The organism is Alistipes ihumii AP11, from assembly GCF_025144665.1.
Classification (GTDB): domain Bacteria; phylum Bacteroidota; class Bacteroidia; order Bacteroidales; family Rikenellaceae; genus Alistipes_A; species Alistipes_A ihumii.
In genome coordinates this window covers 651,545-676,280 of sequence record NZ_CP102294.1, presented here as the reverse complement: position 1 = coordinate 676,280, position 24,736 = coordinate 651,545, and the positions used below count along the sequence as shown (strand labels likewise).

Genomic DNA, 24,736 nt, shown 5'->3' with positions numbered 1-24,736 from the left:
TTACCGATGAAAAGAGTGCTTGCCGTTTTATTGCTTCTCGGCCTGACCGCTTGCCGCGAGACGTCCCGCAAGGCCGAAACCGTCGCAAGGCCTGGCTCCGAACCCAAGATGTTCCGAACGGTCGACGTGCCTATGCTGCTCGATACGCCCGAGCAGCGTGCCGAGTACGTGGCGAAGAATTACTGGAATCATTTCGACTTCTCCGACACCTCCTACGTCGATTTGCCCGAGGTGACCGAGCAGGCGTTCGCCGACTACGTCAATCTGCTCGGGCAGATGCACGGCGAACTCGCTTCGCAGTCCGTCCGGATCACTTTGTCGAAAGCCGAGGCCGATTCGGCGATGTACGGCTATTTTGTCGGGCTGTTCGAGAAATACCTGTACGATCCCAATTCGCCGATGCGTAACGAGGAGCTCTATATTCCCGCGCTCGAGGCGATGATCGCTTCCGAGAGGCTCGGCGAGGCGGACAAGGTCCGGGCCCGTTACCGACTGGAGCTGGCCCGGCGCAATCGTCCCGGGACGCCGGCAACCGATTTCCGCTACCGGCTCGCCTCGGGAGCGTGGGGTACGCTGTACGGCGTGAAAGCCGACTATACGATTCTTTTCCTGAACAATCCGGGCTGTACCGCTTGTAAGGAGACGATCGGGCAGATCGTTGCGTCCGAGCCCGTCGGCAGGATGATTGCCCGAGGAAAGGTCAAGGTGCTGGCCGTTTATCCCGACGAGGATATGAAGGCGTGGCGCGACTATTTGCCGCATTTTCCCTCGGCGTGGATCAATGCCTACGATGCCGACCTGAAAATAAAGAGCGCCGAGCTGTACGATCTGAAAGCCATTCCGACGCTCTATCTGCTGGACGGGCGCAAGACGGTTCTGCTTCGGGACGCCCCGTTTCCTCGTATCGAACGCTATCTGATCGATGCCGAGGCCGGCGGATCGTGAGGGATCCGGCGGGCTCCGTTCTCACGATCTGTTGGCCGCGTCGTCCGTAGCGGCAGTCCGGCTTTCCCCTGCGGGACAATACATGAAAGAGCGGGGCAGCCCGCCGGCTGTCCCGCTCTTCATCGCGAAGCGCTTCTCTGCGCTTTCTTGCTTATTTGATAGCGATCTCCTTCATCTTCTTTTCCTCGGGCTCGACGACCTTCTTGGGAATGTCGATCGTCAGCACGCCGTTCTCGACTTTCGCGTCGATCTTGTCTTTTTCGACGTTTTCCGGCAGCACCATGATCTGCTGGAAGCGGCTGTACGAGAACTCGCGGCGCAGATATTTGCCTTTCTTGTCTTTCTCGTCGTTCTCCGTTTTCTTTTCCATCGACACGATCAACTGGTTCTCCGGATCGATCTTGATCGAAAAGTCGTCCTTGGTCATTCCCGGGGCGGCCACTTCGACTTTGTAGTCGTTGTCCGACTCGATGATATTGATCGCCGGCGAGGCGGTGTTGGTTTTCTCTACCCATTCGTTGCCGAAGAAATCGTTGAAGATTCCCGGCAGCCAGTTCTGTGATCTTCTTGCAGGCATCATAGTTTTGTCCTCCTTATTTGTTTTAGTTCGATTTGCTTTTTCGTCCCGGGCCCCTTTCGGTTTTCCGGGTTCGATATGAGGAAGATCAAAATGTATGCCAGCGGGATCGGGAGGACGGATTTCCGGCTTTGCGGTCCCGTTCCGGGGCGAAATATCGCCGTGATGGCCGCCTTGGCGATCCGGTCGCGCCATTCTGTCCTGACAAACCGGCGGATCGATGACAAAATATCACTGACAACCGTCTGGTTGTCAGTGATATGTATCTTCGAAGCGAATGAATCAGATACCGGCTATTTTCTTGATTTCGCTCAGCTTGTTCAGTGCTTCGAGCGGCGTAAGCGAGTTGATGTCGAGTCCCTTGATCTCGTCGCGGATCTGCTTGAGGACCGGGTCGTCGAGCTGGAACATGCTGAGCTGGATGCCGCTGCCGCCGTATTGGGCGACCGTCGGGGCCTTCTTGCGGCTGTCCTTCAGCTTTCCCCGGTGTGCCGATTCCATATCCCGGAGAATCTGTCCGGCCCGGTCGGTGATTGCGGCCGGCATGCCGGCCATTTTAGCCACATGGATACCGAACGAGTGTTCCGTTCCTCCGCGCACGAGCTTGCGCAGGAAGATCACCTGCCGGTCGACCTCCTTGACCGCCACGTTGTAGTTCTTGACCCGCTCGTAGAGCTCCTCCATTTCGTTCAGTTCGTGATAGTGCGTGGCGAACAGCGTCTTGGCCTTGGCCGTCGGATGCTGGTGGATGTACTCGACCATCGCCCATGCGATCGATATGCCGTCGTAGGTGCTCGTGCCGCGTCCGATCTCGTCCAAGAGCACCAGGCTCCGCTGCGAGATATTATTCAGAATGCTGGCCGATTCGAGCATTTCGACCATGAAGGTCGACTCGCCTTGCGAAATGTTGTCCGAGGCCCCGACGCGCGTGAATATCTTGTCGACGATGCCGATGTGCGCCTCGGTCGCAGGAACGTAGCTGCCGATCTGGGCCATCAGCACGATCAGCGCCGTCTGTCGCAGCAGGGCCGATTTACCCGACATGTTCGGTCCGGTGATGACGATCACTTGCTGCGACGAGTCGTCGAGGCGGATGTCGTTGGGCACGTACTGCTCGCCGACTTTCATCAGCGTCTCGATCACCGGATGCCTTCCCTCGCGGATGTCGATCGTCTGCGAGTCGTTCACATCGGGCCGGCAGTAGTTCCTTTCGACGGCCTGCGTGGCGAACGAGAGCAGGCAGTCGAGCCGGGCGACGACCGAAGCGTCGGCTTGTATCGGTGCGGCGTAGCGGGCCAGCTCGGCGAGCAGCGCCGCGAAGAGTTCCTGTTCCAGCACGAGCATCCGGCTCTCGGCGCCGAGTATCTTTTCCTCGTATTCCTTCAACTCGGCGGTGATATACCGCTCGGCTCCGGTCAGCGTCTGCTTGCGGATCCAGTCGGAGGGGACCTTGTCCTTGTGCGTGTTGCGTACCTCGATATAGTAACCGAACACGTTGTTGAAGCTGATCTTGAGCGACGGGATGCCTGTGGCCTCGCTTTCGCGTTGCTGGATGCTCGCGAGGATTTCCTTGCCGTGCGAGGCGATGTTCCGCAGGTCGTCCAGTTCGATGCTCACTCCCTGCGCGATCACTCCGCCTTTCTGAATCTGGTTCGACGGGTCGGGATAGATTTCCTTGTCTATGCGGTCCCTTACTTTCAGGCAGAGGTCGAGCTTCGCGGCCATTTCCCTCAGGGGCTCCTGCCCGGACTGCTCCATGGCGGTCTTGATCTTTTCGACGGCGTACAGCGCGTTTTTCAGTTGTACGACTTCCCTCGGGGTTACCCGTCCGACCGCAACGCGCGAGATGATCCGTTCTAGATCGCCCGTCGAGGCGACCGCCTCGGCGAGCATCTCGCGCAACGAGGCGTCGTCGCGGAGCAGCGATACGACGTCGAGCCGGCGATTGATCTGTCCGGGGTCTTTCAGCGGGAGCGAGATCCAGCGCCGGAGCATCCGCGCGCCCATCGGCGATCCGGTCCGGTCCAGCACGTCGAACAGCGAGCAGCCTTCCTGCCCGCCGTTGGCCGTGAAAAGCTCCAGGTTGCGGATCGAGAACTTGTCGATCCACACGTACCGGTCTTCGTCGATGCGCGAGATGGACGAGATATGGCCCGTCTGACGATGCTCGGTGAACTCGAGGTAATAGAGGATCGCTCCGGCCGCCGTGATCGCCGCCGGCATCTGCTCGATGCCGAATCCTTTGAGCGACGTAGTGCCGAACTGGGCGAGCAGCTTGTCGCGGGCCGAATTCTCGGCGAACATCCACGGGTCGAGCCGATAGGTATAGTGCTTCGTTCCGAAAGCCTCGGAAAACTCGCTCTCGTATCCTTTCTGATAGATCACTTCCTTAGGGGACAGGTTGGCCAGCAGCTTGTCGACGTAGGGGCTGTCGCCCTCGGCCGCGAAAAACTCGCCGGTCGACAGGTCGAGGAATGCGACGCCGGTGCGCTTGCCCGCGAAGTGCACGGCGGCGAGGAAAGTGTTTTCCTTGCACGACAGGATGTTGTCGCTCAGCGAAATGCCCGGCGTGACGAGTTCGATGACGCCCCGCTTGACGATTTTCTTCGTCGTTTTGGGGTCCTCGAGCTGTTCGCAGATTGCCACGCGCTCCCCGGCGCGGACCAGTTTCGGAAGATAGGTGTCGACGGCATGGTACGGGAAGCCGGCCAGTTCGACGTACGAGGCCGCGCCGTTGGCCCGGCGCGTCAGCGTGATGCCGAGTATCTTGCTGGCCTTGATCGCGTCCTCGCCGAACGTCTCGTAGAAGTCGCCCACGCGGAACAGCAGGATCGCGTCGCCGTGCACCGCCTTGATGCCGTAGTATTGCTTCATCAGCGGCGTCTCGACGTATTTGGTTTCTTTTGCCAAGTTTTTAAAATAATCGGTTCAGAGCGTAAAAATAGTCATTTATCTTCGAAAAAGCGTTCGTCGAAGTTGATAAAATACAACTTTTCGGTCGCCCGGGTGAGAGCCGTATAGAGCCATCGCAGCAGGTCGCGGCTGATCGTCTCCTCGCCGAAAAGCATCCGGTCGACGAACACGCAGCGCCATTGTCCGCCTTGCGCCTTGTGGCAGGTGACGGCATAGGCGAACTTGACCTGCATCGCGTTGAAGTAGGGATTTTCGCGCACCTCTTTATAGCGTTTCGCCTTGGAGGGAATGTCGGCGTAGTCCTCCGCGACGGCGAAGAACAGCCGGCTGCTCTGCTCGCGTGTCAGTGCGGGCGACTCGCTCGAGAGCGTGTCGAGGAGCACTTGGCATTCGAGCTCCATGTCGTCGTAGTCGGGAAATACGAGGCTCGCCTGCGCGAAGCGGAATCCGTAGAAATCCTCGAACCGGCGTATGCGGCGCAGGCGGGCCGTGTCGCCGTTGGCGATGAAGTCCGTGCCGCCGGGCTGCTGCTCCGGATTTTCCTGTCGGTCTTGCTGTTGCTGCTTGCCCGTGTAATGGTAGTTGTTCTTGACGATCATCAGCAGGTCGCCCGAGCCGATCTCCTCCTCGGCGAACAGCACGTGGCGCCGTACGGCCTCGTTGAAGCGGTTGGCCCGCTTGTTCGAGCGCGTGATGATGATCGTCTCGTCCATGCCGTACCGGTCGTAGGCGCTTTGGATCGCTTCGAGTATCTCGCCTCCTTCGAGCGCTTCCACGTCGTCGAACGAGGTGTCGAACATCGGAATGTCGATGATGTCGGCCTCCAGCATGCAGCGCACGAGCGTCGCGTTGAACAGTATGCCCGACTGGCTGTCCTGCCGTACCACGTCGTCGAGCAGCACGGCCTCGGCTTCGCCGTACCCCTGCATATGCTGCACGTCGAGCGCCGGGCTGTGCTCCAGCCCCACGGGCGGAAGTTGGGCCGTATCGCCGACCAGAATCAGTCGGCAGCCCGCGCCCCGGCGGACATAGGTGACCAGATCGTCGAGCAGCTGTCCCGACCCGAACAGCGATCCGTCGGGGGAGTAGTTCGACAGCATCGATGCCTCGTCCACGATGAACACGGCGTTTTTCTGCTTGTTATAGTCGAGCGAAAAGTGCGACTCGGCCGAGGCCAGCGTCTTCTGCCGGTAGATCTTTTTATGGATAGTATAGGCTTTGCGGCCGGCGTAGCGGCTCATTACTTTGGCGGCCCGTCCGGTCGGTGCCAGCAGCACGGCCGGCACGCCCATCTCTTCGAGCGTCCGTACCAGAGCGGCGACAAGCGTCGTTTTGCCCGTTCCGGCATAGCCGTTCAGGATGAAAGTGCGGTCCGTCGGCGCTTCGGCGATGAACCGCGACAGCCGCTCGACGACCGTTTTTTGTCCCGGAGTTGGGTCGAATCCGAAATTCTTGTAAATTTGGGAGGCGATATGCGACGATAGCATGGTCGGAAAATGTTCGGTGTTGTCGGTGAGGGACGGATGTCCGCCCGAGGCAAAATTAGTTCAAAAACGGGGGATCGGAAAGGCCGTGGCCGGAAAAGACGCTCGTTTTTCACCGAGCGCGCGCATCGCCCGAAACGAGAAACGATGACTGATAGCAAACCGAAATATCGAGCGGGCCGGCTGCTCGCGCTGCAACTCTCCCGCCGGGGAATGACCGGTTGCCTGCTATGCGACGGAGCGGTCGAGCGATTGCTTTCCGTCCGGTTCGCTGCCGGAAAGGGTCTTGCGGAGGCCCTGAGGGAAGTCTCCGACATGGGCCGGCTACCCGAGCCCGTGGGCGACCGGACGGAAATATCGCTCGATACCGACCGGGTCTGTCTGGTTCCCGCCGAGCTTTTCGATCCGAGCGATGCCGGAAGCTATCTGGACGTTCACGGCGTGTCGCTCGACGATGCGGATGAGGTCCTGGTTTCGTCGGAAGTCGCCGGCGCGATCGCTCTGATGGCCTGCGAGGGCGAAGTATGCGCCTTTTTGCGCCGGCGCTACGGCGAGGTGGGGTTCACGCATCCGCTGCTCGACGTGCTTCGCGTCGGGCCCGGCGACGAGGTGATCGAGGCCGTCCTTTCGCGCGATACGGTTCATTTGGCGGCCTATGCGTCGGGATTGCTCTATGCCGCGACGCTGCCGTGCCGGACCGAAGCCGATCTGCTTTATCTGCTGGAGAGCGTCCGACGCATGTTTCCCGACCGGATGTTCCGCGTCGCGCTGTCGGGCGAGCTGCCCGACGGGCTGGTCCGCTCCCTCGGGCGGCGTTTCCGCCGCGTCGGGGCCGTCAGGCCCGCGCTTCCCGGCTCGGTCGGACATAAGGAAGATTCGTACCGGTATGCGTCCGTAATCCGAATGTGTTATGAGAATCGTTAGCGGCATCCTTCGCGGCCGGATCATACAGCCGCCGAAAAATTTGCGGGCCCGTCCTACGACCGACTTCGCCAAGGAAAATCTGTTCAATGTGATCGAGAGCCATCGCGACGTCGAGGGTGCCGACGTGCTCGACCTGTTTGCCGGGACCGGCTCGATCAGCTACGAGTTTGCCTCGCGGGGGGCCGCTTCGGTCGTTTCGGTCGAAATCAACGCGGTGCATTACGACTTCATCCGGCGAACTGCCCGGAATTTCGGTCTCGACCGGATTCATCCCGTCAAGGCCAATGCCTTTCTCTATCTGAAAAGCTGTCCCAAGCAGTTCGACCTGATATTTGCCGACCCGCCCTACGACATCGTCGGTAGCGACACGATTCCCGAGACCGTTTTCGGCCGCCGGCTTCTGAAGCCCGGTGGATGGCTGATTCTGGAGCATCCGAAGAGCCTCGACGTGAGTGGGTTCGAGCATTTCGTCGAGCGGCGGAGCTACGGCAGCGTCCAGTTCTCGATATTCGTACAACCGTAGAAAGCGGGAAATTTTTTCAACGAAACGCTCCGAAATTTTGGAGATTCGAAAAATAGCCTTATCTTTGCACTGCAATTGAGAAAACGCAGTTGCGGTGTACTTTAAACGGTGTGGTAGTTCAGCTGGTTAGAATGCCTGCCTGTCACGCAGGAGGTCGCGAGTTCGAGTCTCGTCCATACCGCCAAAGTCATCCGGAGGAAGCCTTTCAGGCTTCCTCTTTTTTTATTTCCGATACGTGTTTCGCTTGTCCGTGCAGGTTTTCTGTTCGTGCGGGAACTGTCCGTTTTCGCCGCAGTTGCCTGTGTCCGGCTTCATTTGCTGCCGCATGAGACTTTACTCTGATGCTACATATGTCGATCCTACGATGCAGGACGGCATTCCGCTTCCCCGGCGGTACGGGGCCATTGCTGCCATTGCGCTGGGCGTATCGTTGTCGGTGCTGGACGGAACGATCGCCAATGTCGCGTTGCCTACGATCGCGGGCGACTTGCGGATTTCACCGGCTTCTTCGATTTGGGTCGTCAATGCCTACCAGCTGGCGATCGTCGTCTCTTTGCTGGCGCTTTCGTCTTTGGGCGATTTGATCGGTTATCGGAAGATTTATCTCGGCGGCCTGATCGTTTTCACGCTTGCCTCGCTGGGATGCGTGCTGTCGCGGTCGCTCGCGGAGCTTACGGTGGCGCGCACGGTGCAGGGATTCGGCGCTGCGGCCGTGTCGAGCGTCAATACGGCGCTGATCCGGGTCATTTATCCCCGTCGTTACCTCGGCCGGGGCATGGGTATCAACGCGCTGGTCGTCGCCGTTTCGGCGGCTGCCGGGCCCACCGTGGCCGCCGGCGTGCTGTCGGTCGCTCCGTGGCCATGGCTTTTCGCCGTCAATCTGCCGCTCGGCCTGCTGGCCATCTTGCTGGGCCGGCGCTTTCTTCCGCGCAATCCGGTAGAGGCGCGCGGACGTAAGTTCGACTGGACGAGCGCCGTGATGAACGCATGGACGTTCGGATTGCTGATCGCCTCGATCGAAGGATATGCGCACGGGCTGGATGCGAGGCATATCGTGCCCGGAGCCGTTGCGGCGCTCGTTCTCGGATACTTTTTCGTTCGTCGCCAACTGCATCGGCCCTATCCGCTTCTTCCGGTCGATTTGTTTCGGATTCCCATATTCTCCATGTCGATCGCCACGTCGGTCTGCTCGTTCACCGCACAGATGCTGGCTATGGTGTCTTTGCCTTTTTTCCTGCAGTCGGTTTGCGGGCGCAGCGAGGTCGATACCGGTTTGCTGCTCACGGCATGGCCGGTGGCGATCATCTTCGTCGCTCCGCTGGCCGGTCTGCTGGTTGAGCGCGTGCATGCCGGCGTGCTGGGCGGCATCGGCCTGTTCGTCTTTTCGGTCGGGTTGTTTTCGCTCGCTTTTTTGCCGGAAGAGATTTCCGACGGAGGCATCTTGTGGAGAATGGCCCTGTGCGGCGCCGGATTCGGCCTGTTTCAGTCGCCCAATAACAGCCTGATCATTTCGTCGGCCCCGCCGGGCCGGAGCGGCGGGGCGAGCGGAATGCTGGCTACGGCCAGACTGGTCGGCCAGACGACCGGGGCGGCACTCGTCGCGCTGTTGTTTCATCTGTTCGCCGATAACGGGGCTACCGTCTGCCTGACGATCGCCGGATCGGTAGCCGCTGCGGGAGCCGTCGTCAGCAGCATCCGCATTTCTCAGCCGCTGCCCGAGGCGCTCTCGCGCAAAGGAAGCGGCGCATAGACCTCGTGTATGCCGGTCCGCATGCTGATCCTTGTTTCCGAACGCCCGCTCTCGGGCGTGTGTGGAGCAAAACTCTCTTTCCGTTTCACATTTCCGATCCGGTTGTTGCGGGGCGGGCAAGGTTCGCTGCGCCGGCACGGCGGGATATGCCGTGCGGACGGTCGAGGCGAATCGACTGTCTTGAGGATAAAAAATATCCCGGTCTTCGCAGGCCGGGATATTTTATTGAAAAGGTTCTTGCGCCTATTCCGAGATAACCTCTACGTCGTCTATCGTCAGCACGCTGCCGGGGGCGCCTTGATACAGGGCGCCGTACTTGCTCGATGAGAAAATCACGGCGAACTTGTACATGGCCTCCGGATTATAGGTTTTTACATATTTGAGCTTCAGCTCGAACGGCGTGAATTCGGCCACGTCCTCCCCGCTCGACAGCATGGCGCTGGCAACGACCTTATCCGACGTGTAGATATTGTCTCCGTAAAGCGTTTCGGTCTCGCTCTCCACTTCGTAGAGAACGGCCGAAATCGCCATCGAATCCTTGCCGTCGGGCATCGGTTCCTTGTTGTCATAATATTCCGGCCCGGCCTTGTACTTGTAGTATCCGGTCACGCTCAGCGGTTTCTGATCGTACAGTATTCCGAATTCAGTCGTCTCCATCGGCGCGCTCATTCCCTTGCCGGCATTGAATTTGCCGAGAAATACGGTGCCCGAGGTCACTTTCGGGATCATGCTGCCTTGACCTTTCGTGTCGAGCGTCGTGATTTGAGCGGCGTATTCGCCCGAATGGCCGGCAACCGGCACGACGGGGAAGTCGCCCGAGTAGAGAGTCGGGAATAGCTGTCGGATCAGTGCGACGGCCGCGTTGCACGAAGCCCATCCATCCGGGTCCAGACGCTGGGCATTGCCCGCTCCGGTTTCAGTCCACTGCTCGAAATCGTACTTGCCCTTGCGCTGCCAGCCGACCGTATAAATGGTATAATGGATGCCGTCTTCGGCCGTTACCGTGAACCGCACCGAGCCGTTGGAGAAGTCCACTTCCGTGCCCGACGCGGGCGAAACGGTCGCACCCGCGGAGATGCCGATCGTCGGGACCAGCGCGGCCAGATGCTCGGCTTTCGCCGTGTCGGCCACATGGAACAGAACGTTCGTACCGTCGATTACCGGCTGGCCGACTACGATCTCGTCATCGAAGGTCATGGTCGTCATCAGGGCCTCGGTGCTCTCGTTGTCCGAGGCCATCTTGTCGCCGCTGAAAGTGACGTTCACCCGGTCTACGGCCAGCGCCTCGGATACGTTGATCGTCAGCGACAGCTTCCCTGCGACGACCGTTCCGTTGATAGCCACCTGGGCGCTCCCGATTTCGGGACTCAGCGTGACGGTTACGGTTTTGGGCTCGAGCGTGATCGTCGCGTTCTCGGCGTCGCCCGTCGTTTTCAGGTCGATATCCTCGACCACGATATCGCCGACCGGAATCTCCTCGCCCGGCAGTCCGAACGAAAAATCGCGGAGTTCCAGCTTGGCCAGATTCTCACCGGAGCTGGTCAGGTAGATTTTCTGAAGCGAAGTCCGGTCGTAGCTCAGCAACGGAACTTCGACGCGCATGTCGCCTTTGTACACCCCGACGATCTGCTGGCTCAGGTCGGTCGGGCCGCCGCCGTTCCCGCCTTCGTCCTTGCAGGACGAGAACATGCCCAGCGAGGCGACGCTTAACAGTAAACAAAGAATCTTTCTGCTCATACAATACGTTTTAATAAATAATTTCGATGATTTCGGGTCGTTTCCCTCGATCGCTTAAAGGAAGACTGCCCAGGATGCCAAGATAAAGAAAAAAGTTAGGATACGAAAATTTCGGGCATTCGAAGCGCGTAACTCGTCCGTTTTCAACCAAATATTCGGATATGATGACGACTCGACTCCGGAACCGACCGTGCTTTTCAGGCGGGAATTCTTGTCTTCAGCGGTTGTCCGGACTCGGTTCCGAATATCCTTGCATCAATGGTGCGGAGAATGGGCGCAAAAAATATTCCGTCGTTCGTCGACTGACTGTCAGCAGACAACGGAGAGCTTAGTCCCGGTAAGGCTTACGGACTATTGCGCGGGCCGTCGGAATGCGCTACTTTTACGCCGAATTACTAATACCGAACTATCGAATGAAGGCATTTTTATCGTATGTCCTGCTCGCGGCGGCCGTTTTGTCCGTAGGCAGCTGCGGGCGCGATTCGTCGAAGCGGAGCGCCGGGGCAGGGGAACCGGATACCGTGGCCTCCTACTGGACCGACTCGACGGCGCGCAAGGGACTCTACGTGTCGTCCGACAGCACGCAGACCGCGTCGATCTATCTGAACGGAGCGAAATATTATGCGACCGGTACGAACTGTTATGAACTGTTGCTTGTCTCGCTGCATAAAAAGAGGGATGCTCAGGGCCGGATCGATTTGAGCGATTCGTTCGCCGCGCTGGACGTCCTTCGCCGGAACGGGGTGGGTATCGTGCGTTTCAATTGCGGCGTATATTTCGCATCCGAGCTGACGGCGTATACGCAGAACCGGGAGGAGTATCTCTTGGCTCTCGCCCGGTTGGCGGCCTATGCCGAGAAGTTGGAGATCGGCTTGATTCCGAGCTTTTTCTGGATTTATACGACCGTTCCGGATTACGTGAGGGAACCTTATCGCAGCTGGGGAATCGAGGGAAGCCGGACGACCGAGTTCCTGAAGGCGTACACGACCGATGTCGTCGAGGCCCTCAAGCCATACAAGAGCATTTTCGCATGGGAGTTCGGCAACGAGTTCAATTTGCAGGCCGACCTGCCCAACTGGCAGAAGGAGTTCGGGAAAACCGACGCCCGTTATTGGATTCAGGGCCGCGACGTGCGCTACGCCATCCGTTTGTTCGCCGAGACGGTCCGGTCGCTCGATCCCGACGGGCGGATGATCGTGTCGGGCCATTCGGCCATGCGACCCTCGCAGTATCATCTGAATACCGAGTACACGTTCTCCGTGGACGATACGCAGCAGTATCGCGCCGCTACGGAACTGTTCACTCCCGATCCTGCGGAGGGTATGAGCGAGCATGTCTACGAGGCCGGGCGCGAGTTCGCCGACCGGGGCAAGGTGACGTTGTCCGAGCAGATTGCCGTGGCTATGGGCACGGCCCGCTCGCTGAACAAAGTGTACATCGTCGGCGAATTCGGCGGGCTTCTTCCGCTCAAGCAGGCCTATCGGACCTATTACGACGCTTTTCTCGACGGCGGCGTCCAGTTGTCGCTGATATGGAACTTCTCGCCCGGCCGCAGGACCGAGTACAGTTTCTCGGCCGATGACGAGACGGGCGAGTACGTTTTCTATCTGATCCGGGAATACAACGCCATGCTGAAGGAAAGGTACGGCAGCCGGTAGCGTTTCCTGCCGGTATGAGGGTCCGATGCAACGAGGCTGTTGCCCTGGTAGCGGGAAATTCGTGCGCCGTTACGACGCCCGCACGGAACGCGTTTTTCGTTGCGTCGGGCTGCCGGTCCTTTTCGGCCGGTAGCATGCCGTCCGCCGGAGGTCTCCAGTCGCTCATCCATCCGCGAAAACGCTCGAACGACTCGTGCTGCGATTCGTCGGGAATCAATTGGCCTCTATGACTGATGACGGAAGATGACCTACGGTTCCGTTTGCAGATCGGCCTGTTCGTATACGCTAATACATGCTTCTTCTTTCTGTTTTTCCGCTTGGCCGAGCAGTTTGTCCACGTCCGTTTTCATATAGCGTAAGAAGGTATTGTAATTAATTCCGAATCTCGGAAAGACGTATTTCTTCCATACTTGTTTGAAGCATTTGTCGTGTCTTCCCTTTTCGTAATAGCGCAAGGCGAATTGCTGTACTTCGCGGATTCTGATTAGATAGCTTCTTCTGATAGCCATGATGCCCTTTATTCTTGTTGCATTGATTTGGTGGGTGAACGAATGGATTCTAAAGTTCACGATGAATCCGCTTTTTAGAAAACGAAATCTTGATAAACGTGAATATTTTTGCACATTTCGTTCATATTCGTATATTAAACGGTCCGTTTCGGCGTCGGAAAAGTTGCACGGGCGGCCTGTGGCACATAAAGGAGGAGCTGCGGCGGAGAGGCCCGGTCCGCTTGTTTCGTTCGCTGGAAAGCCGTACTTTTACTCACCTTTATAATTCGTTTCTATGGATTCCGTTTTCAGGGATATTCGTCGTAAGGACCGTGTGCTGTCCTGCGATGCGGCGTGGAAATTGCTGGAGAGGGGCGAGTACGGCTTTCTGGCGATGCAGGGCATGAACGGTTACGGCTACGGCATCCCGCTCAGCTACGCGATGCGCGACCGTAGCCTCTATTTCCATTGCGCTCCGTCGGGTTTCAAACTCGACAGCCTCGATGTCTGCGACCGGGTCTCTTTCTGCGTCGTTGGCCGGACCGAAGTGATGCCGGCTCGGTTCACCACCGCTTATGAGAGCGCGTTGGCTTTCGGAAGAATTCGTCGCTCGCTGCCCGAGGCCGAGCGGCTTGAGGCGCTCCGGCTGCTGGCGGCCAAGTACAGTCCCGACTACCGGGAGACGGCCGAGAAGTACATAGCGGGCTCGTTCGGCAGGACCGAGGTCTTGCGGCTGGACATAGAGCATGTGACGGGCAAGGGCAAGCGAATTGAAACCAAATAAGCTGAAGCATATGGAAAGGATCGATCCGGCCCGTCTGGCCGAGAATTTCATCGAGCTGATCGGAAGGGAGTGGATGCTCGTGACGGCGGGCAGCCCGGAAAAGTTCAATACGATGACCGCGTCGTGGGGCGGAGCCGGCTTTTTGTGGAACAGGCCCGTCGCGTTCGTTTTCGTGCGCCCCGAGCGTTATACCTACGAGTTTATGGAGCGGGAAACGTGCTTTACGCTCTCCTTTTTGGGACATGGCGACAGGGAGGCCTATCGTATCTGCGGCTCGAAATCGGGTCGTCGGATCGATAAGGCAGCCGAGGCGGGGCTGACTCCCCGCCCGACGGAACTGGGCAACGTGGCTTTCGAGCAGTCGCGGCTGACGCTGGAGTGCCGCAAGCTGTACGCCTCCATGATCAACGAGGGCCTGTTCGTCGATGAAAGCATATATCCGCAATGGTACGGGGAAACGCACGGCGGCGACCATAAAATGTATATCGCCGAGATACTGAATTGCTGGGTGCGCTGACCGTCCCGAGAAACACGCGGAAAGCCGTTTCCTTTTCATGAACGAGTGTATGGCAATTCACGAAGTGGGAACCGCGTCTTGGGTTATCCGAATCGTTTCCGGTATTTGGACGGCGACATGCCCAAGGCGTTCGTGAACACCCGTATGAAATGGGGCAGGTCGTTGAACCCGACCATATAGCATATTTCCGATACCTGTTTCTGCGAGTGTTTCAGCAGTTCGCAAGCGGTGTTCAAGCGGTATTGCGTGACGAACTGCGAGAAGGTCATCCCCTTGCATCGCTTGAAATAAGTGCAGAACGCCGAGCGGCTCATGCCCGCTTCCGCAGCGATGTCGTTCAGCGAGATAGTATGGACGTAGTGCGCCATGACGTATGCCGAGATTTGCTGTATCCGCCTCACATCCCGCTCGATGCGCATCGGGTGGCCGGCGAGCGTATGATCCGACGACGTAAAAACGATAGGCAACAGGCGGAGCATTTCGCATAGGCGGCCCAATTCGTCCATGCCGTTCATTCCGGCTAATATCTTGCGAAGGACGCGGGAGCTTTCCGGCCCGAACTTCAGCGCGTCGGTCGGGAAGACGATGTTTGTCAGCCGATTCCGCAATTCGGGAAACGCTTCCATGCATCGCTCCACCAACAAGTGGCTGAAAGCCACCATCAGATAGCGGACGCACCCGTCGCTGTCCGCCGAGTCCGGTGCGTACTCCCAGCGGTGAAGCATGGACGGTGGGATCAGCGCTACGTCACCTGCCGCAAAGGGCTGAAGCGTGTCGCCCGCCGTTCGGTTTCCTTGTCCGTGAACCACGTAATACAGTTCCCACGCGTCGTGCCGGTGCAGCTTCGCCTCGATTCCTGTTTCGATCCGTTGGTCTATGAAGAAGAACGAGTGATTTTCCGCTTCGGGCAATTCGTAAGGGACGGCGGTGTCTTCCATACATATAGAGATTTGGATTCGCTCGAATGCGAATATACGACAAATCTATGAAACGATATCGCAAATATGTGACAATAAGCGGGGCTAATTTTGCGATCGGGAACAAAAAGCATAACTTAAAAACATAACGTTATGGATTTCTACGAAGTATTGGAGAAACGCCGTACATGCCGCGATTTCTCCGATCGCGAAGTAAGCGACGAAATTCTTAAAAAAGTGATCGATGCGGCGTTCAAGGCCCCGACCAACGACCATCTGCGCCAGTTGGAGTTCATCGTGGTGCGTGGCCGTGAAAGCATTACGAAAGTGATCGCTCCGCTCGCCAAGAACATGGCGGCATTCAGAAAGCTTGTATTCGAGGTGGACGAATCCGACGACAAGGACAAGATGGCGATGTTTGCCGATGCGCTGCCCAAACAGCAAAAAATGCTGATGGAGAGCGGACTGCTGATTATTCCGTTTTTCCGTCAGAAAACACACCCCTTGCTCAGGCCGGCAGAGCAAAGCTCGCTCAACTACTTCGCTTCGGCTTGGTGTGCGCTGGAGAACATGCTGCTCGCCGCCGCCAACGAAGGTCTGGGAGCGGCGTTTCATATCCCCGTAAGCGACGAGGCGGGCAAGATAAAGGAAATCGTGAATGCTCCCGAGGGGTATGAATTCATTTGCCTGCTCACGATAGGCTATCCTGCTGAGAACGCCCATATCTGCAAGCAGAAAGAAATTCGGACAGAGGATCGAATTCATAAGAATGTTTGGTAGCGGCTGCTGCGTATTCTCGGCAGGATGCGCAGAGGAGCCGGTCCGCACATGTCGTGCCGTTTGACGAAGGCATAGCAGGTTCCGGCTTGGCGGTCCGGTCGCCGAGTCCTTTCCTGCGCGCCCTTTCTGTCGGCGCTGTCGTTCGGACAAGTGCGGAAAAGTATCTTATCCTATTCAAAGATTCTCCGTAATTTTTTTGTTTTCGGGAAAATCGCTATCTTTGCAAGCCCGTTGAAGCGGGCATGGATCACATAAACAAACAAGTATTAATATCTTAAACCTTAAAAAAGTGGAGTCACTGAGCTACAAGACGATCTCCGCCAACGCCGCCAACGTCGACAAGCAATGGGTGCTGATCGACGCGACGGACGCGGTACTGGGCCGTCTCGCATCGCAGGTCGCGAAGATTCTGCGCGGCAAGAACAAGCCGAGTTTCACTCCTCACGTCGATTGTGGCGACAACGTCGTCATTATCAACGCCGAGAAGGTGAAGCTGACCGGCAACAAGCTTTCGGACAAGCAGTATGTCCGCCATTCGGGCTATCCCGGGGGCGTGCGGGTAACCACTCCTGCGGAGTACCTCAAGAAAAAGCCCGAATTCATCATCGAAAAAGCTGTCAAGGGCATGCTTCCCCGCACGCGTCTGGGCGCCGCTCAGCTGCGTAACCTGAAGGTGTATGCCGGGGCGGAGCATCCCCATGCCGCACAGGCCCCTAAGACCGTCAAATTAAACGAGATCAAGTAATGAGTATGGAAGTTGTAAATACCGTAGGACGCAGGAAAGCCGCCGTGGCTCGCGTTTACGTGAAACCCGGCAAGGGGAACATTACGATCAACCGGAGGCCTTTGGCCGCTTATTTTCCGTTGGAGATTTTCCAGTACGTCGTAAAGCAGCCGCTGCTGGTTACGAACACCGCTGAGAATTTCGACATCACCATCAATCTCGATGGCGGCGGAATCAAAGGTCAGGCCGAGGCTGCCCGTCTCGGGATCGCGCGCGCGCTGTGCGAAATCGACGCCGAAATGCGTCCGGTTCTGAAGAAGAGCGGCTTCATGACGCGCGACCCGCGCGAGGTGGAGCGTAAGAAACCCGGTCAGCCCGGCGCACGTCGCAAGTTCCAGTTCAGCAAGCGTTAGTTTCCCGTCTTGCGTTCGCGGAAAGCACAGCAAGGGATCAAATGGCGGAGACTGCGCCCGAGGCGTGCTACTCCGGTGTTGCCCTGCTGCGGAAAATCGCGGGGATTGTCCCGTACACTACCGCCGCGATTGATGTAAAGAGAATTTTAATCAGAAGATTTAACGATCAGAAAAAATGTCAAGAACTGATTTTAATCAATTACTGGAGGCCGGCGCCCATTTCGGTCACCTGAAAAGAAAGTGGAATCCCAAGATGGCTCCCTATATCTTCATGGAGAAGAACGGGATCCACATCATCGATCTGCACAAGACCGTCGCCAAAATCGACGAGGCTGCCGCAGCCCTCAAGCAGATCGCCAAGAGCGGCCGTCGCGTACTCTTCGTAGCGACGAAGAAGCAGGCCAAGGACGTCGTGGCGGAGACGGTTGCCGCCGTGAATATGCCTTATGTGACCGAACGCTGGCCGGGCGGTATGCTTACGAACTTCCCTACCATACGCAAAGCCGTCAAGAAAATGGCTACCATCGACAAATATACGGCCGACGGTACCTACGATAACTTTTCCAAGAGAGAAAAACTCCAGATCGCCCGTCAGCGCGCCAAGCTGGAGAAGAACCTCGGATCGATCGCCGATCTGACCCGTCTTCCCGCCGCCTTGTTCGTCGTCGACGTGCAGAAGGAAGCCAATGCGGTGAAAGAGGCCAAGCGCCTGAACATCCCTGTGTTTGCCATGGTTGATACTTGTTGTGATCCGACGGATATCGATTATGTGATTCCGGCAAACGACGATGCCGCCAAGTCCATCGCAGTGGTTCTCGAAGCCGTAACGGCCGCTATCGGCGAAGGTCTGGCCGAGCGCAAGCTGGAGAAAGAGAAAGAGGCTGCCGAGGCTCCCAAGAAGGAGGAGAAGGAGGCCAAGCCCCGCATCCGCAAGGCCGTCAAGGCCGAGTCCGCCAAGGCGGAGGCCCCTGCCGGGGAAGCCAAGGCGGAAGCTCCCGCCTCGGAGGCCAAGGCCGAGCCCGAAACCGCTGAAGCGCCTGCAGTCGAAGCCGCTGCCGAGTAATTGTTGATTGTCGATTAAAAATTCGAAGACCTATGGAAATAAAAGCTGCTGATGTGGCCAAGCTCCGCAAGATGACCGGAGCGGGCATGATGGACTGCAAGAAAGCGCTGATCGAGGCCGAGGGCGACTATGCCAAGGCTCAGGATATCATCCGCGAGAAGGGCAAGCTGGTCGCTGCCAAGCGCGCCGACCGTTCGGCTACCGAAGGGGTCGTCGTGTCGAAGATCGTCGGCGGGAAGGGTTATATGCTTTGCCTCGCCTGCGAGACCGACTTCGTCGCGAAGAACTCGGAGTTCTCGGTTACGGCTGACGAGATTCTCGAAATCGCCGTCAAGGCCGATGCCGCCGATCTCGAAGCGCTGAAAGCCGTGAGTGTGGAGGCGGGCCGGACCGTGGCCGACAAGGTGACCGAGAAGTCGGGACAGACCGGCGAGAAGGTCGAACTGGTATACTATGCCAAGATCGAGGCGCCGATGTGCGTGACCTACATTCATACGAACCATAAGCTGGGCGTGCTAGTCGGCTTCAACAAGGAGATCGCCATGGAAACGGCCAAGGATGTGGCCATGCAGGCTGCCGCTATGGCTCCCATTGCGATCGACCGGGGCGACTGCGATCCGGCTGTCGTCGAAAAGGAGCGCGAAATCGGCCGCGAGCAAGCCCGTTTGGACGGTAAGCCCGAGGCCATGCTCGATAAGATTGCCGAGGGCAAGGTGAACAAGTTCCTGACCGAGAATACGCTGCTCAACCAGCCTCTCGTGAAGAACAACAAGATTTCGGTCGGCGCCTACATCAAGCAGGCCGACGCCGAAGCCACCGTGGTCGCCTACAAGCGTTTCTCGCTGAACGATTAAGGCTTGTAGCGGAAGACCGCTTCGGAACGTAAAGGAGGACGGGACATACGCATGTCCCGTCCTCCTTCGCTTTTCGCCTGTTTTCGTCGGAAACGCACCGTCGAATCGCCATGTCGTTGGGAGCGCGCGGGACTTCGATGGCGTACGTTCGCGGCGGATATCCTTGGGTTGAAACCGTGCAGAAATAAAAAACGCGGCTGACACATGGCTCAATCGCCGCAAAAGCGATTAGCTACATCCCGGTCCGAGCGCGGAGCCTCGGTATTCTCGTTTTTTTTTCGCCGGCCCGAGGTGGAACCGTCTGCCGGAATTCCAGTCGGCGGGAAAACCGGTCGAGTTTCCGGAGAAGACTAAGAAACGGGCTTCTTATTTGATTCCGCAGAGTCCGATATGTCCGGAAAAAATTTTAATTTTGAACCGAGTTCCGTGCGTCCGGTGGTTTCCGGCAAGGAACGTTGAACGAGATGAAAATGACGCTGAAACGCGCGAATTGGGCATGTTTGCTGGCATTCGTCCTGATATTCGCCGCCTGTAAGAAGGAAAAGGAGGAGGAGGTCGTACCCGAGCCGATCGTCGGCGTGACGGTCGAAAACGGCGATGCGGACGTGACGATCGACCAGCAGGAGAAAAGGATCGATGTGACGTTCTATGCCTACTGCGATCTGAGCGAGGTGCTGGTGTCTTTCGACCTGATCGAGGGAGCGCAGATGTTCATCCCTTATCTGAAAGATACCGTCTACATGGACCTGTCGAAGGAGAAGGGGGCTACCGTAGCGGCCCGTGTTGACGGGCAAACGGTCGTGTATACGATGTTCGCGACGATAGAATACGCTCTCGCGGGAGTTCAGGTCAAGGCGGAGGATGTCGACGGAGAGGTCACGCTCTATCGGGAGGATCGGGTGGTCCGCGTCGTTTTTGACCGGCCCGTCGATCTGAGCCGTGTCGACGTGACTTTCCTGCTCGGTGCATCCGGCACGTTGGTCGATCCGCAGTCCAATCCGGTCACGATGGACCTGACTGAGCCGGCGCGGTTCACGGTCGCTTCCGAGCGTGCCGGGGAGACCGTCTATACGATCGAGGCCGAAATCGATATGGGGTTCGTCGTTCCCGACGGGTGGACGGAGGTCAAGGATTACGAATTGCCGTATTACATGCGTCTTTATCGTGCCGACGATCTGTCGGGGGCCGAGGTTTATGCTCTGGTGGCCGATACGAATGCCGTGTTTACGGTGACCGGAGGAGGCGTCATGCAGCAGGCTACGATGCCCGAGTATTACGAGCGGAACTCTTCCTCCGTCGCTTTGATCAACGGCGGTACGGGGGACGACCTGCTGGTTGTCGACGGAATGCTCGTTCAGGGAAAAACCGACACGACGTATGCCGCGGCGGGAGCGGCGGCCGGAGATACCTGTCTGATCGGCGATGCGGAGGTTCGGGACGGGAAAGCATATATCGGCGGAAGCGAGGCTCGCTACGCCATGGCGGCCCGAGGCGTTCTGATCCGTGACGGCATAAAGGTTTCTGCCGAGACGGAGGAGGAACTGGCGGCCCGTTCGGCGATGGGTGTGACGTCCCGGGGCGATATCGTGCTGATGATATGTTCCGCATCCGCTCTTCAGGGCGGAGTGGGAGTGGAGACCGTTCGCGACGCGATGGCCGGTTTCGGCTGTGCCGAGGCCGTCGAGCTGGAGGGCGGAGCCGCTGCCTGCCTTTTCTTAGACGGAGAGCGGTTGCTTCCCTCGGTCGGAGAGTATGTGCCGCTCAGTTGCGTCGGCCTGATGAGATAGCTTGCCGTCGGGGACGGGGCGGGCCCGAGTCCTTGGCATACATGCTCGGAAACCGGGCGTAGACATCGATAAGTTGCTTATTTCGCAGCCCGATAACGGGCGAGCAGGCGCTCGAGATCGCCGACCAGCTGATCCCATCGGGCGCGATCGATATCGTCGTGATCGACTTCGTGGTTATGCTGACGCCCAAGGCCGAGACGGACGAATCGAAAACGGGGCCTTCAGACCCGGCAAATGTCTTAAGCGCTGCGCAAACTGACTGCCGGTATCGGTAAAACCCGCACGATCCGCATTTTCATCGACTGACTGCCGTTAGGCCGAATATCGAGGGCGTTGCGATGGCTCGGCGGCTCGTCTTGCCGTTCGATGACCGGCAGACGTTTTACCGTGCCGGCTGAGGGCGGTACGCTGTTTCCTGCGGTCCGGCAGGCTGGGAATATCCGTTTCCGGCAGTCCGGAACATGCTATCGTCCCGAAATATTTTCAGAAAAGCGGAATGCTTCGGACGCTTTGCGTCCGGTTGGGCATTTCCGTTCGCGTTCCGGGTTGCGATCGGGTGAAACGGGGAGCCATGCCGGCCTGCGCGGGCGTTATTCTTATCCGACGTTTTCCACTTGTTTCAGTTCGACATACCACAGATAGCCTCTGACCGTCCGGTAGCCCATTCGCCCGAGCAGTCGCATGTACTCCTCGACCTGACGGGTATGCCGGTTGTGTTTTTTGAGACCGAACTTGTAGTCGATGACAACGGCTTCCGCTCCTTTGGTCAGCACGCGGTCGGGCCGGCGGGTCGATCGCTCGCCCGGGACGACGATGTCGTGTTCGTTGCGCACGATGCTCCAGTTGCCGTCGAACCACGATGCGACGATCGGATCGGAAAAGGCCTCGGACAGCAGTTCCCGGATTTTTCCCGCTTCGTTTCGCGATACGGCTCCTTCGGCCAGCATGGCTTCGAGCTGCCGGTCGATCTGCGGCTTGTCGGCCGCGTTTTCGAGCAGTTTGTGCATCAGAATGCCGTAGTTGCGCGGAGAGAGTGGCGCGGGAGAGTCTCCGTCCTCGAAATAGCGTTGCGAGTCGAGCCGGAATCTCAGCCGCGCACCGATTCGCCGGGTAGGATAGGAGGCGACGGGTTCCGGCTCCCGATGCTCCGCGTGTAGCGGCCGTTCCGGGGTTCCGAAGCGAAAAAAGCGTCCCGCATCGTCTTGGACGACGCTTCCCCTCGTTTCGCCGATTGCGGCGCTTCCGTCGTCCGCGCATTGGATCGCGCTCATGACCAGGCTGCCGATCCGCTGCGTCTCTTTGCCGCCTCGGGGAATCTGGATGTGCAGTTCCTGCTCGGCCCTCGTCGCGGCCACGTAGAATAGGTTGATGTTGTCGATGTGCGAGAAGACCGTTTCGGTATAGAATTCCTCGGCGAAGGCGGACTCTCCGATCAGTTTGCTCCAGCCCAGCGGCATGTGTTTCAGCGAGTCGAACGGCTTTTCGTCGGTCCTGCCCCAGATCAGGCTGCCGGTTTTGGGTTGCAGGCTCCAGTCGCAGTCGGGGAGGACGACCGCTTTGTACTGCAATCCCTTGGCCTTGTGGATCGTGATGACCGTAATGGCGTTGCGGTTGCGGGGAAGGCTGATCGACTGGGCGGCTCCCGTCTCGTCCCACCATTTGAGGAACAGCGGCAAGTCGGCGATTCTCGACGTGCTGAAGGCGTGTACCTGCTCTTGCATGGCCTGAATGTAGGCGATGTCCCGGACTTTCTCGTTCAGACGGTAGTGCAGGACCGTTTCTTCGAATGCCTCCTCGATCGACATCAGGCCGAGCGATTCGATGAATGCCTGCTCGCTTTCGGTCAGCGGCTGCTCGACCGGATTTTCCAGGTAGAGATTGTATACGGCGCGCTTGACCGGCTCGTCGCTGCCTGCGGCGAGCCGGAATACGGAGGCGATGAATCCGGCCGTGTCGCTGTGGCCGATCTGAAGCGCTTCCTGCGTTACGACGTCATAGCAGTAGGGAGATTCCGGATGAGTCGATTTGTAGTCGAGCAGCTGTTGCGCTACGGCCGCGCCCTGCGGATTGGTCCGCACGAGTACGGCGATGTCTCCGGCTGCGAAGCCCCGGCTTTGCAAATCTTCGACCGTGCGGATCAACAGCGGCGGATCCGGCTGCTCGCCCTTCTCGTATTCTCGTACGGTCACGTATCCCGCTTCGCGCGTTTTGCTGCACCGTTGCCTTTGGTCTCGGTATGCTTCCGAGAGCATGTCGCTCAGCTCGTCGCGCCGCCCGGGCGAAAGACGGCCGTTTTCGGCCGCTTCTTGTATCATCCGGTTCAGGCGGTCGTTGTCGAGCTGCACGCATGCTTCGATCAGGCTGTTGTTGAACTCGACGACCGTCTTTTCGCTTCGGTAGTTCGTGTCGAGCGACGCGGTCCGCGTGTCTTTGAACCGCGAGGCGACCTGACGGCCCAGAATCCGCCAGTCTCCGCCCCGCCAGCGGTAGATCGACTGCTTGACGTCGCCCACCAGCAGCACCGGTTCGTCCTCGGATTGCGCGACCGCGTTTTCGAGCAGCGGGACGAAATTGCTCCACTGACCCTGCGAAGTGTCCTGAAACTCGTCGATCATGAAACGGGAGAACGTATTGCCGACCTTCTCGTAGATAAACGGCGCGTCGTTGTCTCCCATCAGCTTGCCGAGGATCGCGTTGGTTTCCGAAATCGGTACCAGGTTCTGCTCCGTGCAGATTTCGGCTACTTTCTCCGACAGGTCGTCGAGCAGCGCGAAGCTGCGGTAGTTGGCCGAGAGCAGCCGGGCCGTATTCAGGAAGCGGATGTTGTCGTCGTAGATCGAGCAGAGCTTGGCCAGCAGTCGTCTGAGGGTCGGCACGACGCTCCGTGCCGCTTCTTTCCGGGAGCTTCGGGCCGTAACCCATTTCTCCTCCGATTCGAGGGCGTCGAGCACTCGCTTGCCGTAGGGGGCGATCGTTCCGTCGGCCGTCTTGACGAAATAGCCGACGCATCCGCCTCGGCCATAGGCGAAGTCTTCGGCGGCCAGTCCGGCCGAATCGATGACGGCCAGAGCCTCGGCCGCCGTTTTTTTCATTTCGTTTTCGATCCGGCGGCTCCGGGCGACTGCCGCCGAAACGATGCGCGACAACTCTTCGCGCGATGCCTTGTCGCCGGATACCGCGCGGTATCGTTCTCCGAACAGCTCGCGGCCCAGTTGCGAAATTTCGCCGCGGATGTCCCAGCGGCCGTCCGTGTCGATCTTTTCCTCCACGAAGTGCAACACCCAGTCGCGCAGCGCGCGGTCGACGGCGATGCGGTCGATCAGCCGGTCCGTCGCGCTGTCGAGGATCGAATCCGTCTGGAGCTCCAGATTGAAGTTCAGATCGATCCCGAGTTCCTTGATGAACGAGCGGATGATCCGCTGGAAAAACTTGTCGATCGTCAGGACCGTAAAACGGCTGTAGTCGTGCAGGATCTTCGTGCGCGCGTCCACCGCGCGCCGGCGGATCGTCTGTCCATCGAGCCCCAGATCGCGTTCCAGATCGCCCATGTAGCCGCTCGGGCTGCCGTTGGCCAGCGCGTTGAGTTCTCCGACGATACGCTGCTTCATTTCTTCGGTGGCCTTGTTCGTAAACGTGACGGCCAAAATGTGGCGGTACAGCTGCGGCGAATCGATCACGCTGCGTATGTATTCGTAAGCCAGCCGGTAGGTTTTTCCCGATCCGGCCGAGGCTTTCAGTATTTTCACTTTTCCCATGTAACAAAAGGAAACTAATCGACGTTAAAGATAAAGAAAAGATTGCCAAGCCCGCATAAAATAGTATATTTGTCATCAGGAATGCGGCCGGTTATCCGGGCCCGTTTCCGGCCGGGGGCGGCGCGGAGCGGGCATAAACGGTT

The 24,736-nt window shown here is 58.4% G+C and carries 20 protein-coding genes, 1 tRNA gene and 1 pseudogene; 15 read left to right on the top strand and 7 right to left on the bottom strand.

The annotated features are described in order from the left end of the window. Positions 1-6: 6 nt before the first annotated feature. Positions 7-945 carry a DUF5106 domain-containing protein gene (locus NQ491_RS02760; protein ID WP_019244860.1) on the top strand — a complete coding sequence of 313 codons (939 nt, stop codon included), beginning with the start codon at positions 7-9 and terminating at the stop codon, positions 943-945. A 151-nt stretch (positions 946-1,096) separates the two neighbouring features. Here NQ491_RS02760 and NQ491_RS02755 read toward each other — a convergent pair whose 3' ends face one another. The 3 genes from NQ491_RS02755 to NQ491_RS02745 form a co-directional block, all read right to left on the bottom strand. Further along, a complete protein-coding gene (locus NQ491_RS02755) occupies positions 1,097-1,525 on the bottom strand; it encodes an Hsp20/alpha crystallin family protein (RefSeq protein WP_019244861.1) in 429 nt (142 codons plus the stop codon). 279 nt (positions 1,526-1,804) lie between these two features. Continuing rightward, a complete protein-coding gene (mutS, locus tag NQ491_RS02750) occupies positions 1,805-4,396 on the bottom strand; it encodes a DNA mismatch repair protein MutS (protein WP_051012966.1) in 2,592 nt (863 codons plus the stop codon). Positions 4,397-4,467: 71 nt separating this feature from the next. Beyond that, the gene (locus NQ491_RS02745; protein WP_019244863.1) at positions 4,468-5,922 is read right to left on the bottom strand and encodes an ATP-dependent DNA helicase; all 1,455 of its coding nucleotides are present in this window, start codon (positions 5,920-5,922) and stop codon (positions 4,468-4,470) included. Between the two features lie 144 nt (positions 5,923-6,066). On the opposite strand from NQ491_RS02745, the gene NQ491_RS02740 reads away from it, so the two are divergent. The 4 genes from NQ491_RS02740 (at position 6,067) to NQ491_RS02725 (ending at position 9,116) form a co-directional block, all read left to right on the top strand. Then, positions 6,067-6,843, top strand: coding sequence for a DUF3822 family protein (locus NQ491_RS02740; RefSeq protein WP_019244864.1), 777 nt, complete (start codon positions 6,067-6,069; stop codon positions 6,841-6,843). Continuing rightward, positions 6,830-7,366, top strand: coding sequence for an RsmD family RNA methyltransferase (locus tag NQ491_RS02735; protein WP_019244865.1), 537 nt, complete (start codon positions 6,830-6,832; stop codon positions 7,364-7,366). Before NQ491_RS02740 ends, NQ491_RS02735 begins: the two co-directional genes overlap by 14 nt. A 107-nt stretch (positions 7,367-7,473) precedes the next feature. Next, positions 7,474-7,550: transfer RNA gene (locus tag NQ491_RS02730), tRNA-Asp, on the top strand. A 141-nt stretch (positions 7,551-7,691) separates the two neighbouring features. Continuing rightward, positions 7,692-9,116, top strand: a complete 1,425-nt coding sequence (locus tag NQ491_RS02725; protein WP_147524889.1) for an MFS transporter — start codon at positions 7,692-7,694, stop codon at positions 9,114-9,116. 243 nt (positions 9,117-9,359) lie between these two features. Here the strand turns inward: NQ491_RS02725 and NQ491_RS02720 are convergent, their stop codons facing one another. After that, positions 9,360-10,853, bottom strand: coding sequence for a PCMD domain-containing protein (locus NQ491_RS02720; RefSeq protein WP_019244868.1), 1,494 nt, complete (start codon positions 10,851-10,853; stop codon positions 9,360-9,362). A 413-nt stretch (positions 10,854-11,266) separates the two neighbouring features. Here NQ491_RS02720 and NQ491_RS02715 point away from each other — a divergent pair, with 413 nt between their 5' ends. Beyond that, the gene (locus tag NQ491_RS02715; RefSeq protein WP_019244869.1) at positions 11,267-12,511 is read left to right on the top strand and encodes a cellulase family glycosylhydrolase; all 1,245 of its coding nucleotides are present in this window, start codon (positions 11,267-11,269) and stop codon (positions 12,509-12,511) included. A 248-nt stretch (positions 12,512-12,759) separates the two neighbouring features. Here the strand turns inward: NQ491_RS02715 and NQ491_RS02710 are convergent, their stop codons facing one another. After that, complete coding sequence (locus tag NQ491_RS02710; protein WP_019244870.1) at positions 12,760-13,020, bottom strand: hypothetical protein; 261 nt, start codon at positions 13,018-13,020, stop codon at positions 12,760-12,762. A 274-nt stretch (positions 13,021-13,294) separates the two neighbouring features. Here NQ491_RS02710 and NQ491_RS02705 point away from each other — a divergent pair, with 274 nt between their 5' ends. Together NQ491_RS02705 and NQ491_RS02700 are read left to right on the top strand one after the other, a co-directional pair. Next, positions 13,295-13,783: a pyridoxamine 5'-phosphate oxidase family protein gene (locus NQ491_RS02705; RefSeq protein ID WP_019244871.1), complete on the top strand. Its 489-nt coding sequence runs from the start codon at positions 13,295-13,297 to the stop codon at positions 13,781-13,783. Positions 13,784-13,793: 10 nt separating this feature from the next. Beyond that, on the top strand, positions 13,794-14,300 hold the full coding sequence (locus tag NQ491_RS02700; protein WP_019244872.1) for a flavin reductase family protein: 507 nt from the start codon (positions 13,794-13,796) through the stop codon (positions 14,298-14,300). An 83-nt stretch (positions 14,301-14,383) separates the two neighbouring features. Here the strand turns inward: NQ491_RS02700 and NQ491_RS02695 are convergent, their stop codons facing one another. After that, on the bottom strand, positions 14,384-15,238 hold the full coding sequence (locus NQ491_RS02695; protein ID WP_019244873.1) for an AraC family transcriptional regulator: 855 nt from the start codon (positions 15,236-15,238) through the stop codon (positions 14,384-14,386). 132 nt (positions 15,239-15,370) lie between these two features. On the opposite strand from NQ491_RS02695, the gene NQ491_RS02690 reads away from it, so the two are divergent. From NQ491_RS02690 to NQ491_RS02660, 7 genes and pseudogenes are all read left to right on the top strand, one after another. Next, positions 15,371-15,997: a nitroreductase family protein gene (locus NQ491_RS02690; protein WP_019244874.1), complete on the top strand. Its 627-nt coding sequence runs from the start codon at positions 15,371-15,373 to the stop codon at positions 15,995-15,997. Between the two features lie 289 nt (positions 15,998-16,286). After that, on the top strand, positions 16,287-16,742 hold the full coding sequence (gene rplM / locus NQ491_RS02685) for a 50S ribosomal protein L13 (protein WP_019244875.1): 456 nt from the start codon (positions 16,287-16,289) through the stop codon (positions 16,740-16,742). Between the two features lie 5 nt (positions 16,743-16,747). After that, positions 16,748-17,134, top strand: a complete 387-nt coding sequence (gene rpsI / locus NQ491_RS02680) for a 30S ribosomal protein S9 (protein ID WP_019244876.1) — start codon at positions 16,748-16,750, stop codon at positions 17,132-17,134. Between the two features lie 175 nt (positions 17,135-17,309). Next, positions 17,310-18,197 (top strand): 30S ribosomal protein S2, encoded by an 888-nt coding sequence (rpsB, locus tag NQ491_RS02675; protein ID WP_026089492.1) that lies wholly within the window; start codon positions 17,310-17,312, stop codon positions 18,195-18,197. Between the two features lie 32 nt (positions 18,198-18,229). After that, a complete protein-coding gene (tsf, locus tag NQ491_RS02670; RefSeq protein ID WP_019244879.1) occupies positions 18,230-19,051 on the top strand; it encodes a translation elongation factor Ts in 822 nt (273 codons plus the stop codon). A 470-nt stretch (positions 19,052-19,521) separates the two neighbouring features. Beyond that, positions 19,522-20,838 (top strand): phosphodiester glycosidase family protein, encoded by a 1,317-nt coding sequence (locus NQ491_RS02665; RefSeq protein WP_157365649.1) that lies wholly within the window; start codon positions 19,522-19,524, stop codon positions 20,836-20,838. A 40-nt stretch (positions 20,839-20,878) separates the two neighbouring features. After that, a pseudogene (locus tag NQ491_RS02660) lies at positions 20,879-21,141 on the top strand (recombinase RecA); the annotation flags it as partial. A 293-nt stretch (positions 21,142-21,434) separates the two neighbouring features. Here NQ491_RS02660 and NQ491_RS02655 read toward each other — a convergent pair. After that, positions 21,435-24,593: a UvrD-helicase domain-containing protein gene (locus NQ491_RS02655; protein ID WP_019244881.1), complete on the bottom strand. Its 3,159-nt coding sequence runs from the start codon at positions 24,591-24,593 to the stop codon at positions 21,435-21,437. Positions 24,594-24,736: the final 143 nt, after the last annotated feature.

Bases quoted from the DNA above. Each gene is read 5' to 3' on its own strand.
- NQ491_RS02760 (WP_019244860.1), top strand. From the start codon at position 7: ATGAAAAGAGTGCTTGCCGTTTTATTGCTTCTCGGCCTGACCGCTTGC.
- NQ491_RS02755 (WP_019244861.1), bottom strand. From the start codon at position 1,525: ATGATGCCTGCAAGAAGATCACAGAACTGGCTGCCGGGAATCTTCAAC.
- mutS (WP_051012966.1), bottom strand. From the start codon at position 4,396: ATGAAGCAATACTACGGCATCAAGGCGGTGCACGGCGACGCGATCCTG.
- NQ491_RS02745 (WP_019244863.1), bottom strand. From the start codon at position 5,922: ATGCTATCGTCGCATATCGCCTCCCAAATTTACAAGAATTTCGGATTC.
- NQ491_RS02740 (WP_019244864.1), top strand. From the start codon at position 6,067: ATGACTGATAGCAAACCGAAATATCGAGCGGGCCGGCTGCTCGCGCTG.
- NQ491_RS02735 (WP_019244865.1), top strand. From the start codon at position 6,830: ATGAGAATCGTTAGCGGCATCCTTCGCGGCCGGATCATACAGCCGCCG.
- NQ491_RS02725 (WP_147524889.1), top strand. From the start codon at position 7,692: ATGAGACTTTACTCTGATGCTACATATGTCGATCCTACGATGCAGGAC.
- NQ491_RS02720 (WP_019244868.1), bottom strand. From the start codon at position 10,853: ATGAGCAGAAAGATTCTTTGTTTACTGTTAAGCGTCGCCTCGCTGGGC.
- NQ491_RS02715 (WP_019244869.1), top strand. From the start codon at position 11,267: ATGAAGGCATTTTTATCGTATGTCCTGCTCGCGGCGGCCGTTTTGTCC.
- NQ491_RS02710 (WP_019244870.1), bottom strand. From the start codon at position 13,020: ATGGCTATCAGAAGAAGCTATCTAATCAGAATCCGCGAAGTACAGCAA.
- NQ491_RS02705 (WP_019244871.1), top strand. From the start codon at position 13,295: ATGGATTCCGTTTTCAGGGATATTCGTCGTAAGGACCGTGTGCTGTCC.
- NQ491_RS02700 (WP_019244872.1), top strand. From the start codon at position 13,794: ATGGAAAGGATCGATCCGGCCCGTCTGGCCGAGAATTTCATCGAGCTG.
- NQ491_RS02695 (WP_019244873.1), bottom strand. From the start codon at position 15,238: ATGGAAGACACCGCCGTCCCTTACGAATTGCCCGAAGCGGAAAATCAC.
- NQ491_RS02690 (WP_019244874.1), top strand. From the start codon at position 15,371: ATGGATTTCTACGAAGTATTGGAGAAACGCCGTACATGCCGCGATTTC.
- rpsI (WP_019244876.1), top strand. From the start codon at position 16,748: ATGGAAGTTGTAAATACCGTAGGACGCAGGAAAGCCGCCGTGGCTCGC.
- rpsB (WP_026089492.1), top strand. From the start codon at position 17,310: ATGTCAAGAACTGATTTTAATCAATTACTGGAGGCCGGCGCCCATTTC.
- tsf (WP_019244879.1), top strand. From the start codon at position 18,230: ATGGAAATAAAAGCTGCTGATGTGGCCAAGCTCCGCAAGATGACCGGA.
- NQ491_RS02665 (WP_157365649.1), top strand. From the start codon at position 19,522: ATGACGCTGAAACGCGCGAATTGGGCATGTTTGCTGGCATTCGTCCTG.
- NQ491_RS02655 (WP_019244881.1), bottom strand. From the start codon at position 24,593: ATGGGAAAAGTGAAAATACTGAAAGCCTCGGCCGGATCGGGAAAAACC.